At 37.4% G+C, this 14410-nt stretch carries 11 protein-coding genes; 4 read left to right on the forward strand and 7 right to left on the reverse strand.

All coding sequences use genetic code 11. The features are described from left to right. Positions 1-6: 6 nt before the first annotated feature. The 7 genes from ISU00_RS04780 to ISU00_RS04810 form a co-directional block, all read right to left on the reverse strand. Complete coding sequence (locus ISU00_RS04780; protein WP_228852903.1) at positions 7-858, reverse strand: amidohydrolase family protein; 852 nt, start codon at positions 856-858, stop codon at positions 7-9. Next, positions 855-1868 carry a zinc-binding alcohol dehydrogenase family protein gene (locus ISU00_RS04785; RefSeq protein WP_228852904.1) on the reverse strand — a complete coding sequence of 338 codons (1014 nt, stop codon included), beginning with the start codon at positions 1866-1868 and terminating at the stop codon, positions 855-857. The genes ISU00_RS04780 and ISU00_RS04785 overlap by 4 nt, the downstream gene beginning before the upstream one ends. Before the next feature lie 20 nt (positions 1869-1888). Continuing rightward, the gene (locus tag ISU00_RS04790; RefSeq protein ID WP_228852905.1) at positions 1889-2746 is read right to left on the reverse strand and encodes a fumarylacetoacetate hydrolase family protein; all 858 of its coding nucleotides are present in this window, start codon (positions 2744-2746) and stop codon (positions 1889-1891) included. A gap of 48 nt (positions 2747-2794) precedes the next feature. Beyond that, positions 2795-4294, reverse strand: a complete 1500-nt coding sequence (locus tag ISU00_RS04795) for an alpha-L-fucosidase (RefSeq protein WP_228852906.1) — start codon at positions 4292-4294, stop codon at positions 2795-2797. Between the two features lie 17 nt (positions 4295-4311). Continuing rightward, positions 4312-5085, reverse strand: coding sequence for an SDR family NAD(P)-dependent oxidoreductase (locus ISU00_RS04800; protein WP_228852907.1), 774 nt, complete (start codon positions 5083-5085; stop codon positions 4312-4314). A 96-nt stretch (positions 5086-5181) separates the two neighbouring features. Next, positions 5182-7689 carry a glycoside hydrolase family 95 protein gene (locus ISU00_RS04805; RefSeq protein WP_228852908.1) on the reverse strand — a complete coding sequence of 836 codons (2508 nt, stop codon included), beginning with the start codon at positions 7687-7689 and terminating at the stop codon, positions 5182-5184. A 37-nt stretch (positions 7690-7726) separates the two neighbouring features. After that, positions 7727-9067, reverse strand: coding sequence for an alpha-L-fucosidase (locus ISU00_RS04810; protein ID WP_228852909.1), 1341 nt, complete (start codon positions 9065-9067; stop codon positions 7727-7729). 217 nt (positions 9068-9284) lie between these two features. Between ISU00_RS04810 and ISU00_RS04815 the strand changes: the two genes are divergently transcribed. The 4 genes from ISU00_RS04815 to ISU00_RS04830 are packed head-to-tail and all read left to right on the forward strand — an operon-like array spanning position 9285 to position 14406. Beyond that, positions 9285-9953: a TetR/AcrR family transcriptional regulator gene (locus ISU00_RS04815; RefSeq protein WP_228852910.1), complete on the forward strand. Its 669-nt coding sequence runs from the start codon at positions 9285-9287 to the stop codon at positions 9951-9953. A 3-nt stretch (positions 9954-9956) separates the two neighbouring features. Continuing rightward, positions 9957-11624, forward strand: a complete 1668-nt coding sequence (locus tag ISU00_RS04820; protein WP_228852911.1) for a peptidase domain-containing ABC transporter — start codon at positions 9957-9959, stop codon at positions 11622-11624. Between the two features lie 2 nt (positions 11625-11626). Beyond that, positions 11627-12973, forward strand: coding sequence for an HlyD family secretion protein (locus tag ISU00_RS04825; protein ID WP_228852912.1), 1347 nt, complete (start codon positions 11627-11629; stop codon positions 12971-12973). Continuing rightward, on the forward strand, positions 12970-14406 hold the full coding sequence (locus ISU00_RS04830) for a TolC family protein (protein ID WP_228852913.1): 1437 nt from the start codon (positions 12970-12972) through the stop codon (positions 14404-14406). Before ISU00_RS04825 ends, ISU00_RS04830 begins: the two co-directional genes overlap by 4 nt. Positions 14407-14410: the final 4 nt, after the last annotated feature.

The following is a 14410-nucleotide window of genomic DNA, read 5'->3' on the forward strand; positions in this document are numbered from 1 at the left end:
ACTTAGTTAGTTAATATTATATATGCGCTTTGCATTTTTATAAAAAAAAGCGTCCTGCTCAGATGGTGATAATTGATGGACCATTGTTTTCCCTAAATGCAACACTTCAGTATAAGAAGCTGCCACCAAACAGACTGGCCAATCTGAACCGTATAGAATCCGATTGGGTCCGAAAGATTCAAGTACCACATCAATATAAGGCTTGATTTGTTCTGGCGACCAATTGCTATAATCAGCTTCGGTAACCATACCAGAAATTTTACAACTAAGATTGTCAAAGTTTCCAAGCGCCTTAATCATTGTTGCCCATCCTTCTATATAACCTTCTTTAATATAGGGTTTTGCAATATGATCCAATACAAATTGAACGTTTGGAAACATTTTAACAAATTCATAGACCATCTGCAGTTGGTGGGGAAATACCAGTATTTCATAAACGAAATCATATTTTTCAAGCAATTTAATTCCTTCTAAAAACCCCGGCCTTAAAAGGAATTTTACATCTGCTTCCCCTTGTACAATATGCCTGAAACCTTTCATTAGCTCTATTTCGCTAAAATGGTAAATATCTTCTTCTACCCTGTCATTTTGAAAATCTACCCAACCGATCACTCCCTTGATAAATTTATGTTTATTGGCAAGGTCCAACAAAAACTCATTTTCCTCCAAAGTTTGGTCTGCTTGAACGGCAATACAACCGAAAACATCATTTTCTTTAAAGCAACTTTCCAGCTCATCCGGTAAAAAATCACGTCGAATTACGGACAACTCATCCGAAATCCATCCATGGGTTTGAGGTGTGTACCGCCAAAAATGTTGGTGGCTGTCAATTATTTTATGAGGTTTTCTTTCTTTCAAATTACATCAATAACTGCTTTGATAATTTTATTTTTAGGGTCTGAAATATTTTCAAAAAGTTCAGGTAAGTTGGAAAAATTTAACCTATGGGTTATTAAACTGTCAACATCTATTAAACCCTTTTTCAAACATGAAATAACATGTTCAAAATCTTCTTTATTGGCATTTCTACTGCTCAAAAGTGTCGTTTCCCGTTTATGAAACTCCGGATGGTTAAAAACCAAATCTCCCTTTTGAAGACCGACCAGCACATACCTGCCACCATGAGAAATATATTGGAGCCCTCCATTAATAACAGATTGGTTTCCAGTTGCATCAATAACAACCGTAGCCATATCCCCATCAGTTAAGGTAAACAATTCTTCTTTTAAGTTTACATTTAGTGGGTTTAAACAAGCGTCTACCCCAAACTTAAGCTTCGCAAAATTTAAACGAAAATCATTAACGTCAACCCCAATTACTCTTGCTCCTTTAATCTTTGCGAAAGCCACTAAACCTAATCCGATTGGACCAACACCCATCACCAAGACGGTATCATTTTCCGTAATCCCCCCACGTCTGACACCATGTGCAGCAATTGCAAGTGGCTCTACCATTGTTAATTGGTCAAAGGAGAGGCCAACACCTTTTAATAAATATTCATTCGGAACGACCACATACTCTTTCATACCCCCATCCATATGAACACCAAAAACCTTGATGTTGCTACAGCAATTGGGCCTTTCATTTTTGCATGCCACACAAATTCCACAATTAAAATATGGCATAAATGTCAAAGCTTCTCCAGGAATAAAATTTTCAGCATCACCCTTTACATACTCAGCCGCCAATTCGTGGCCCAAAATTCTAGGATAATTAAAATAGGGTTGATTGCCGTTAAATGCATGAATATCCGTGCCACAAATTCCAATTTTATGAATTTTTAATAAAGACTCCCCTTTCTTAGGAATTGGACTTTCCATTGTAGAAAGAGTCATTGAGCCTGGATGGTCACAAACAATATACCTCATGCTTTTATGGTGGTTATTTATTATGAATAGGCTATGGCATGTTGTTTGGATGTTCCTAAACCTTCTATTCCTAGTTCAACCACATCACCGGCCTTTAAATATCGAGGTGGGTTGAAACCCATTCCAACCCCAAATGGAGTTCCTGTAGAAATCACATCTCCTGGAAGCAACGTCATGTACTGACTAATATAACTGACAACATGAGGTATGTCGAAAATAAAATCTGAGGTGTTACTATTTTGAAGGAGCTCACCATTTACCTTCAACCATAATTTTAAATCATGCGGATTTTGTATTTCGTCCTTTGTAACCATACATGGTCCTAATGGCGCAAAAGTGTCACAACTCTTTCCCTTTACCCATTGACCAGTACCTTCTAATTGGAAAGCACGTTCACTATAGTCGTTATGCAATACATATCCTGCCACATAATCCATTGCCTCCTCTTTACTGATATAAGAAGCCTTTTTTTCAATTACTACAGCCAATTCTACCTCCCAATCTGTTTTTTTACTGTTCAAAGGAATGATGACGTCGTCATTTGGACCAACAATGGAAGAGGTGGCCTTAAAAAACAAAACTGGCTCTGCAGGTACCTCCATACCTGTTTCGGCAGCGTGACTAGCATAATTTAATCCAACACATACAAGTTTAGACGGTCTTGCCAAAGGTGGGCCTAAACGCATATCTGCACTAACCTCTGGGCACTCATTAAACTCTGAGGTATTTAAGCGCATCTTTAAATCATTCAAACCGCCATATTGGAAAAAAGTTTCATCATAATCCTTTATAAACTCTGAAACATCTATGCGCTTTCCATTTTCTAATTCAAGACCAGGTTTTTCCTTCCCAGCTTCTCCAAATCTTATCAATTTCATAATTCTCTATTTCTATATATTATATTATTTTGAAATTTTTTTAACCAATCAATTTGTTTCAATTCTAACAGTAAATGCTGGCACTCCTTCTAGTTTCTTTCTTGAAGGTTTAGGAATAAGAAAGGTAAACACACCATCCTTTTTTGTCCATTTTATAGTTCCTTTGCTTCCTAAAAGCGTTGCTTTTTTTATATCCACATCAAGTCCTAAAAATTGAATGGAGTTTGGCAAGTTAGTTTCATCCTCATCCATTAAATAAATTAAATACAGACTGTTTTCCTTAGGTTTAGAAGTTATGCAAACCTTACCAGATTTATAGGGAGAAATTGCCTCGGTGCTATAAATAGCTTCACTGTTTACATCCATCCATTTGCCAATATTCTCTAGCAATTGGTATGCTTCCCCATCCCATTCTCCCTTAGGACTCGGAGCAATATTCAAAAGTAAATTTCCCCCTTTTGCAACTATATCTACCAAGGTGTGCACCGCTTTATGAGTGGACATGTATTTTGCATCGAACGAATAGGACCAACCTCCTCCAGCAATAATGCATGATTCCCACGGATAAGGCAATGCTGCTTCAGGAACCCTATTTTCAGGGGTTAGGTAATTTTGATTTTTTCCATAAACCGCCCTATCAACCACTATCAATCCCGGTTGTTTCTTGCGAGCTTTAACCACCAAATCATCCATTCGAATGTCCTGGTTTACCATTCGGTGTTTGAGATATCCATGAGTTGTATTCGCCAATTCTTGTTCATACCAATTAAGGATATTAGCCTTAGGATCTTTGGCTACCCAACCACCATCTAACCATAGGATATCCACTTTTCCATAATCAGTTAACAATTCAAGAATTTGGTTATGGGTAAATTCAACAAACTCATTCCAACGTTCCGGATTTTCCTCAGGGGAGTAGTTAACATTGCGATCCTTCGGAGGAAAATAAGGATACCAATAAGCAGGGTGGTGCCAATCTGGCTTCGAAAAATAAGCCCCCGCCCACAGCCCTTGGCCTCGAAAAGCATTGAAAATTTCTTTAGTGACATTGGCACGTGGATTTTTACTAAATGGGGTTTTTTCATCTGTTATCTTATAATCCGTGTACTTAGAATCGAACATCGAAAAACCATCGTGATGTTTGGTAGTAAACACAACGTACTTCATACCTGCATTTTTGGCTGCCTCAGCCCATTTTTCAGGTTCAAAATTTACCGGATTAAAGGTCTTTTGAAGGTTTTCATACTCCTTTTTGTATTCAAAATAGTTATCAGGGTTAGAACCTTTTTTGCGTTCACACCAACCATATTCCTCAGGACATAACGACCAAGATTCCACTATTCCCCATTGGCTATAAGGTCCCCAATGCATTAGCAAACCAAATTTCAAATCTTGCCATTCTTCCAACTTTTTCAGCACCAATGGGTCTGTTTCAGGCACATAGCGTTCATGTTCATAAACGGCTTGAGCAAAGGCATTGTTTGATATAAATAAAAGGATTATTAAAAATTTGGCCGTTGACTTTATAAGGAATGCATACTTGGTCATAAATCTCTTCTTAGTAATTAACCATTTAATTTAATAAATCCACCGTCTATTGGAAAATCGGTTCCTGTTATAAAAGATGCTTCATCCGAAGCAAGATATAGTGCTAAGTTTGCTACTTCTTCAGGTTTACCCATACGGCCAAGAGGTTGGGTCTTTGATAACTTTTCGAACATTTCTTCCTGATTATCAGGATAATTTTCTGCTATAAATCCATCCACAAATGGGGTATGAATTCGCGCTGGCGAAATACAGTTGCAACGAATGTTATGTTTTATGTAATCTTTTGCAATGGAATAGGTCATGGTAAGAACCGCACCTTTAGACATGGAATAAGCAAAGCGGTCTAAAATCCCAACTGAAGATGCAATGGAAGCCATGTTAAGGATAAGACCTCCTTTAACTTTCATATAGGGTATTACAGCCTTGGAACAATTAAAAACGCCTTTAATATTTACATTATAAATGCGGTCCAAATCTTCCTCAGATGTATTTTCAATATTACCAACATGCGCAATACCAGCATTATTTACTAAAATATCCACATCGGAAGAATTAGCAATTTGGTCTATTACTTCTTTAACTTCTAGTCCCTTTGAAACATTGCAGGCATAAGAATAAGCTTTACCACCTGCATCTGCAATTTCCTTTACGGTTTGTTCTCCATTATCGGGGCTAAACTCCAAAATATGAACAACGGCTCCCTGTTCGGCAAATACTTTGGAAATAGCTTTTCCAATACCACTTCCTCCTCCCGTTATTATTGCCGTTTTACCAATAAGGCTAAATTTCATGACTGTGCTATATTATTTTTTGAAAAGTAATTATTTCTCTCCTTGTTTCCTTGTAATACCTCATCTAAAACCATCTGAATATGCAATTATTTGTTGTTAGTAGGTGCTCATTTTAAATGAATAGCTCTTGCCTGCTTCCGTCTGGATATCATAGGTATTATATTTTGGTAAATTATAACCCTTAAGATCTGCCTTTTCAGAGATTATCGGTTGATCTATGTCTGGCGCTCTAAAGAAAGTATTGGGATTTTCTCCTTTTGCTTCAGCCATATTAATAATTCCGTTGGGTTCTAACTCATTATGTAGACGCAGCCTTAAATTTCCACCAAGACTAGATGTTATCTTTACGATTGTTACCATACCCTTTTCCCAAGTTAATTGGTCAATTACAAACCCACCACGCGCTTTTAATCCCTTGATAGACCCATTTTGCCAGCGACTTGGCAAAGCAGGCAATAGATGCACAGCTCCATCATGCGATTGCAATAACATTTCTGCAATACCAGCTGTACATCCAAAATTACCATCAATCTGAAAGGGCGGATGGGCATCGAATAAATTTGGGTAGGTGCCGCCTTTTTCTCCTTTTTTATCCAAAGGCGAAGGGGTCAATTGATCTTCAATTAATTTATAGGCTCTATCCCCATCTAACAACCTTGCCCAAAGATTAACTTTCCAACCCATGGACCATCCAGTTGATTTATCTCCTCTATATTCCAATGAATTTCTGGCAGCTTCAAAAAGTTGTGGTGATTTAGACGGCAAAATTTGGTTGCTAGGGTAGAGTCCGTATAAATGAGACACATGTCTATGTTTATCACCAACCTGATCCCAATCGAACATCCATTCTTGTAATTGCATATGTTGTCCCACCTGCATTGGAGGTAATTTAGACCTCATCGTCTTAACTGTATCAGCAAACTTGGGATCTCTTTTTAAAATTTCAGAGGCTTCTATATAGTTTGAAAACACATCAAAAACCAGTTGATTATCCATGGTGTTTCCTGGAGCCAAAGATACCCCGTAGGGTGTTTTATTTTCTGGTGACATGGAGGGGACCACAACTAGCCAATTATGGATGGGTTCTGTTTGCAAAACATCCACATAAAAAGTTGCAATACCCTTTAATATATCATAGTACTCCAGTAAAAATTCAGCATCTCCCGTAAAGAGATAGTGTTGCCATAAATGCTGGCTTAACCATGCCCCTCCCATCGGCCACATCCCATAAAATGGTCCGTCAATTGGTCCCGTCATTCTCCATATGTCTGTGTTATGATGGGTGACCCATCCGCGAGCTCCATACATGGTTGTTGCAGCTTCTTTTCCAGTTTCAGAAAGATCACTCACCATTGAAAATAAAGGTTTATGAAATTCTGACAAATTGGTTACTTCGGCGGGCCAATAGTTCATTTCTGTATTAATGTTGATGGTATATTTACTATCCCACGAAGGGGACAGTTGGTAATTCCAAATACCCTGAAGATTTGCCGGTTGAGTGCCAGGTTGGGAAGAGGAAATGAGCAAATACCTTCCAAATTGGAAATAAAGTTCTACCAATTGTGGATCATCAGATGTTTTAAAATCTTTTATGCGTTGGTCAGTTGTCTTTTTACTAGCCTCAGTTACGCCTAAATCTAATTCAACACGATCAAAATAAGATTTATAGTGTTTGATATGGTTTTCCTTTATGGATGCAAAGGATTTTTGATCTACATTTTCCAAAGGCTTTATTGCTCGATTATGACAGTCGGCAGAAATATCCTTGTAATTATTAAAATTGGTTCCTATGGAAATATAGAAGGTAACCTCATCTGCATTCTCTATTACCATTGAATTCTTCGTTGTTGAAATTGTCCCGCCTTTAAGAATGGGTTTATACCGTGCTTCGAATTTAATTTTTCCTTCTTTGTTCTCTACGGTTTCCCCATTACCTTTTAAAACCAAGGTTTGATTATCGGTATAGATTTTGAAAATGGTATGTGGTGTTTCAGTTGTTAAGGAACAATTGATCATTCCCGGGGCACTTGCAGTTAGGTGAACTGCCATGAGTCCATCAGTTGCACTTGCTAAATACTCTCTTTCATAATCTACACCATTAAAGGAGTAGGTTGTTTTTGCAACAGCCTTCGAAATATCCAATTCCCTATGGTAATTTTCAACCTTTGTATGTCCAGGAAAATCGATAATTATATCACCAACGGTTTGATAAGGCATCCCATAATTATTATCCTCGGGTGCATGACGTGGAAAACGTGTCCCTAATAGATCATTTGCTTTTTGATAATCCCCATTTAGAATTAATTCCCGAACTCCTGGAAGAACCTCTATAAAATTCCTAGGTAAATTATTTCCAGGTTCACCTGCCCAAACTGTTTCTTCATTCAATTGAATTTTATCTCGGTTGGTACCGCCAAATATCATTCCTCCCAAACGGCCATTTCCAATAGGCATCGCTTCCTCCCAATAGGAAGCCGGAGCATCGTAGACCAATTTTAAATCGGATGTTTCCTCCCTTGTTAGCTCTTTATTATTTTGTTTATCCGAGCAATTAACTAATAGAATAGAAAGAAGGTTTAATAAAAGCAGATGGGTTATTTTCAAGTTTTAAAAAATTAACAGATTCAGTTGGTATAAGGGTTTATCGTAAATTAATTTCAATAATGGTATCAACAGCATCCATTTCGGCCTTTGGGACCTCAATAAAAAGACCATAAGTTGTGATTTTGTGTTTTAGTGGCTGTTGCTTTTGGTACAGATTTATGTGTTTCACGTCTTTGCCAAAATCTCTCAAGAACACCACCTCATCAGATTGACTTAATAAATGAACATACACTGTTTTGCCTTTTTGGGTAGAGGCCATAGAATCAGAAGGTGGAATAGGACCAGCTTTTGTTCCATAAATTGTTTCTCCATTCTTTCGCATCCATTCCCCCATATTCTTCAAGGTCTCTTTATGCTCTTTTTGGATTTCCCCATTTGGCATTGGCCCAACATTTAGCAATAGGTTACTTCCATAACCTGCAGATTTTACGATATAATGCACCAAATCTTCAAACGATTTATGTTTGTTATCTTGTAAATTGAACCCCCAGGAATTGTTTATGGTTTCACAAACTTCATACGGTAGTTGCCCAACATCATCTGCGCTCGTTCCAAAACCTGTGGTGTTTTTTCCAGGTAAATCCTTTTCAAACATCTGAAAGTCCTCGCCTTCAATAGGCGCTAAATGGTGGTTATTTCCTATAAGACATTGGGGTTGTAAATCATGTATAAGTTTGTAAAGTTCATCATAATGCCAATCGACTTTTAATTTTCCAAACTTCTTCCCATCCCATTCTTTTTGGTCCCAATGCCCATCAAACCAAATTCCACAGATTTCTCCATAATTGGTCAGCAATTCGGTTAATTGGGCCTTCATAAAGGCAATGTAATTGTTCCAATCTCCAGTCCCTCTTCCCTCAATACCATTACCTGTTCGTCCCCTTGGGTAATAATCATCTCTATGCCAATCGAGCAGCGAATAGTAGAAAAATAGTTTAATCCCCTCCTTATGGCAAGCATCTGCTAATTGTTTTAGTACGTCTTTTTCATAAGGGGTTTGGTCAACAATATCATAGTCGGTTGCCTGAGTATCGAACATGGAAAACCCATCGTGGTGTCGGCTGGTAATAGTTATGTATTTCATCCCCGCATCCTTGGCCAACTTTACCCATTCTTCGGCGTTGTACTTTATAGGATTAAAAAAGCCTGGCAACTTAGCATAATTTTCTATGGAAATATTTTGGTTATTCATCACCCATTCCCCATCACCTAAAATGCTATAGACACCCCAATGTATAAACATACCAAACTTGGCATTCTGAAACCATTCTCTAGCCATGAGGTTCTCCTGAGAGGGTGTATAATTCTCTTGACTTTGGACCAACGAATAAAAGAAAAGAATTAAGGTGAAAGTCAAGAATACTTTGTGGAATTTCATTATGGGTGATGTTTAGAAAAGTTAGTCGATGACACAGTGATTCAAATTTACAATCTTAATTCAGAAATAGGAACAGGATATTAGAAGTTGGCTAAAATCTTTTGGTCATTACGAGTCACCTCTACAAAATCAATTTCGTTTAAAAATGTTTACAAAAAGTTAAACTATTATGAATTAATAGTATTACTATTATTTTTGCGCTGAAATAAATTAAAGCATGGAAGGATTAGGCATAAAACTTATCGTAAATCCAAATCTTTATAACAAAAACCCTGAATCATCAGATCTGGGTCGAAGCATTATTTCCAATAGCATTGAGATGATATTGGAACATGGATTCGAATCATTTACATTCAAAAAATTAGGCGCTGCTATTGGTTCTAACGAAAGCTCAGTGTATAGGTACTTCGATAATAAACACAATCTGTTGATGTATCTTATCAATTGGTATTGGAGCTGGATGGAATACCGATTGGTTTTTCTAACCAACAATATTTCAGATCCTAAGGAAAAACTTGAAACTGCCATTACCCAGCTAGTATCCTTGGTAAAAGAGGACGATCAATTCTCCTTCATAAATGAAAGCAAACTACAATGGGTACTTATCGCTGAATCTGGCAAAGTCTATCAAATTAATTTGGTTGACGAGGAAAACCAACAGGGGTTTTATCGCACTTATAAAAGAGTGGTGCAGAGGGTAAGTGATATGATTTTAGATATTAACCCAAACTATGAGTTTCCACATATGCTTGTTTCCACCATCGTTGAAGGAGCCAACCACCAACGATTTTTTTCGGAGCACCTACCATCCTTAACTGATTATGATGAAAAAAAGGATTGTGTGGTAAGCTTTTATACACAATTAGTTCTCAACACCCTAAATTAACTTATGAATAACGATACAACACCATTCACCCCTTTACAGAGGTTGATAAACCTATTGAAATTAGACCGTCGGGATATTCGACAGATATTCTTCTATGCAATTTTTGCAGGATTGGTGGCCCTTTCCCTACCGCTAGGAATTCAAGCAATTATAAATCTTATACAAGGAGCCCAGATTACATCATCTTGGATTGTTTTGGTTGTAATTGTAACCCTAGGCGTTGCATTCCAAGGCGGATTAGAGTTTATGCAATTCAGAATTCTGGAAAACATTCAGCAAAAGATTTTTACAAGATCATCATTTGAATTTGCCTACCGTTTTCCTAAAATAAAATTGAGCGAATTGAGGAACTATTATCCACCAGAATTGGCCAACCGCTTTTTTGATACCATTTCGGTACAAAAAGGATTGCCTAAAATATTATTGGATTTTCCTGCTGCCATACTTCAGATTATTTTTGGATTGATCCTTCTTTCATTTTACCATCCATTTTTCATCATCTATGGATTTCTGCTCATTCTATTGATTTATGCGGTATTTAGATACACCGCAAAATCTGGATTAGATACCAGTTTAAAAGAAAGTAAGGCTAAATATAAAGTCGCTCATTGGATTCAGGAGATTGCACGATCGATAATTAGTTTCAAGCTATCACCAAGGACCAATCTGGCGATGGACCGCAATAATGAATTAACCAAAGAATACCTAGATGCACGAGAAAACCATTTTAAAATATTGGTGATTCAATTTTTTATGATTGTTGGATTCAAGATTTTGGTAACTGCCGGATTGCTTGTTATTGGAGGACTATTAGTTCTTAACCAACAAATGAACATTGGGCAGTTTGTGGCCGCAGAAATTATCATTCTTTTGGTTATTGGTTCCGTAGAAAAACTAATTATGGGGCTAGAAACAGTATATGACGTATTAACGTCCCTAGAAAAAATTGGTCAAATTGTAGATAAAGATCTTGAACCATTGAATGAGCTACCTATTTTTGAAAATGGCTCTGATTTTCATATTGAGGTTGACCAAGTTGATTTTCTGCGTTCTAATAACAGCCCAATCTTTGCAAACCTCTCCTTAAAAATTAATCCTGGAGATCGCATTTTGTTGGAAGGTCCATCAGGTTCTGGGAAAACCACTCTGTTAAAATTAATTACGGGACTTCTGGAACCAGCTAAAGGAAACATTTATATAAATAACACTTCATATAATGGTATTGATCCTAATAGTTTAAGGAAATATATCGGGCAAATGTTACCAGAGCAAATGCCATTTGAAGGTACCATCAGGGAAAATATTTCATTTGGAAATAAAGAAGTAAGTGATAGCAAATTGTATGAAGTGGTAAAAAATGTTGGCTTGTTGCCTTTCCTAAAAGATCAATTAAAAGGGCTGGATACTTTTCTACATCCTGAAGGCCAACAAATACCACAAACTGTATCACGTAGAATCCTATTGGCCAGAGCTATACTCAACCAACCAAAACTGTTGTTATTAAAAGATCCGTTTGAGCAGTTTGAAACTGGTGAAGTTCAATGTTTAATAGAATTTTTAACCGATCCAAAACAACCATGGATATTAATTGTTTCAAGCAGGGATCCGCTTTGGAAAAACCATTGTAATAGAATCCTAGAAATTCAAAACCGATCTATAATTGAAAAGTAATTATGCTTAATATATCTCACAATCAACTCAACAAAAAGATTAGCCTAGAGGAATATTCAGCATATTCCGTGGCAAATAAAAAACACCATTATAAATTTTTTAATAGGTTTTTGGTGGCTATTTCTATAGTAACAATAATCGTCTTATTTCTGCCTTGGACACAGAACGTTACTGGCAATGGTTATGTCACCACCTTAACCCCTGAACAGCGACCGCAAACCATACAATCCCCTATACCGGGAAAAATTGAAGAATGGTATGTAAGGGAAGGCGATTTTGTGCAAAAAGGAGACACCATTTTGCGCATATCCGAGATTAAAAATGAATACCAAGATCCTGACCTTGTTAATCGAATTGAGGCACAGGTAAATGCCAAAAGCAGATCCTCAGAGTCTTATTTAGAAAAAATGAAGGCTTTGGAAAAACAGATTGGCGCTCTATATGCCGAAAGAGGTTTAAAAAAGGACCAAGCCAAAATAAAATTGAATCAGGCTGAATTAAAGATTGTTTCAGACAGTATAGATCTAGAAGCAACCAAAACCAATCTGAAAATTGCCGAAAGACAGTACGAGCGGGTAAAAAAGCTTGAAGAGGAAGGTTTAAAAGCAATGACAGACTTGGAAGAAAAAAGCTTGAAATTACAAGAGATGCAGGCCAAATTAGTGTCGCAACAGAATAAATATCTGCAAAGTAAAAATGACCTTATTAATGCCAAGGTAGAACTCAACCGTTTAGACGCCGAGTACGCGGATAAAATATCCAAGGCACAAAGCGAACTATCAAGCGCTATTTCAGTACAATCTGAAACCGACGCCGAGGTGGCTAAGCTACAAACCCAACGCAGTAATTATGCCATTAGAAATTCGCTTTACGTAATTACAGCCCCTCAAAACGGATATATCAATAAAGCCATTCGGTCGGGTATTGGAGAAACTTTTAAGGAAGGGGAACCTTTGGTGGGTATTATGCCATCCAATTACGATTTAGCCGTGGAAACCTTTGTTGAACCAATCGATTTACCGCTTATTCATTTAGGAGGCAATGTGCGTATTCAATTTGATGGGTGGCCTGCCATATTTTTCAGCGGTTGGCCAAATGCTTCTTATGGAACCTATGCAGGCAAAGTGGTAGCCATAGAAAATTTCATCAGTTCTAACGGGAAGTTCAGGGTCTTGATTGCACCAAATGATAAGGAACAAAAATGGCCAGAGAATGTGAGAATTGGTTCAGGAGCCTATACCATGGCTTTATTGGATGATGTGCCGATCTGGTTCGAACTATGGCGACAACTAAACGGGTTCCCTCCAAATTACTATACGCCAAACTCAGAAATAACCGAGAAAAAATGAAAAAATCATTCATTTCAAAAGTAGTGGTCCTGTGGTTAGTTCTCGGTTTTGGCACCTTAAGCCATAGCCAATCTGAACTAACGGAAAAACCTGCAGAAGCTAGCATTCTCAGTTTTGAGGAATACATGGCCTATGTAAAAAAATACCACCCATTGGTAAAAATGGCTGATTTGAATCTTTCTGTTGGTGAGGCGGAAGTGCTAAAAGCCAGGGGGGCTTTCGACCCAAAAGTGGAAGTAGATTATGAGCGGAAAAAATTTAATGGCACTACATATTACGATCAATTAAATTCTACTTTTAAAATCCCAACCTGGTTTGGCTTGGAATTTAAAGCCAAGTATGAAGATAATTCTGGCGCCTATTTAGACCCTAGTTTAACAGTACCAGAAGACGGAATTTATAGTGCGGGTGTTGAACTTGATTTAACAAATGGCTTTCTTATCAACCAACGCATGGCATCTCTGAGAAAGGCCCAATTATTTGAACAGGAGAGCAAGGCAACTAGAGACCTTATGATTAACGAAGTGCTGTTTGAAGCGACAAAAGCGTATTTAGACTGGTGTCAGGCGTATAACTCTCAACTTATTTATGAAAACTTTTTGGATAATGCCGCATTGCGGTACGAAGGAGTTAAACGCAGTGCAGAAGTTGGGGACAAAGCAGAGATAGATGCTACAGAAGCACTAATTACATTGGAAAGTCGCCAACTATCCCTAGAAAATGCAAGTTTAGAATCACGTAAAAACCAATTGTTGGCAAGTAATTTTCTTTGGTTAGAAAATGTACCGCTAGAAATTCAACAAAATATAGTGCCGGCAGTACCAACCACCACCGATTTAAGCCAAACACTATCCATAGAAAATTTAAATCAGTTGGATAGTATATCAGATAACCATCCAAAATTATTGGCATTAGATTATAAAATTCAACAGTTGGAAATAGACAAAGACCTTAAACAGTCTAAGTTGCTGCCAAAGATGAGCCTTAGCTACGATTTTCTTACGACCGATTATAAACGGATAAATAGTTTAAATACGGGCAATTACAAGGCTGGATTCAACTTAAGTTTTCCACTATTCCTTAGGGCGGAGCGTGGTGATATAAAACTTGCCAATTTAAAGCTGGCCGATACCAATTACGATTTACTTCAATCTCGATTAGAAATCCGCAACAAGCTTCAACAAACTTCTATGGAGTTTGAGTCCTTACAAACCCAGTATAACCTCATCGACTCTATGGTAAAAAACCACCAAACAATGGTACGTGGTGAAGAGCGAAAATTTGAAATCGGCGAGAGTTCGTTGTTTCTTGTAAACAGCAGGGAACAAAAGCTAATTGAATCGTCCTTAAAGCGCAATGAGATAGAAATAAAGCTATTGTTTTCGCTTGCCAAATGGTATAATTCTACAGGGGCGGCAATACAACAGCTATGATTTG

Origin of the sequence: Aegicerativicinus sediminis (assembly GCF_015476115.1) — a bacterium.
Taxonomy (GTDB): Bacteria; Bacteroidota; Bacteroidia; order Flavobacteriales; family Flavobacteriaceae; genus Aegicerativicinus; species Aegicerativicinus sediminis.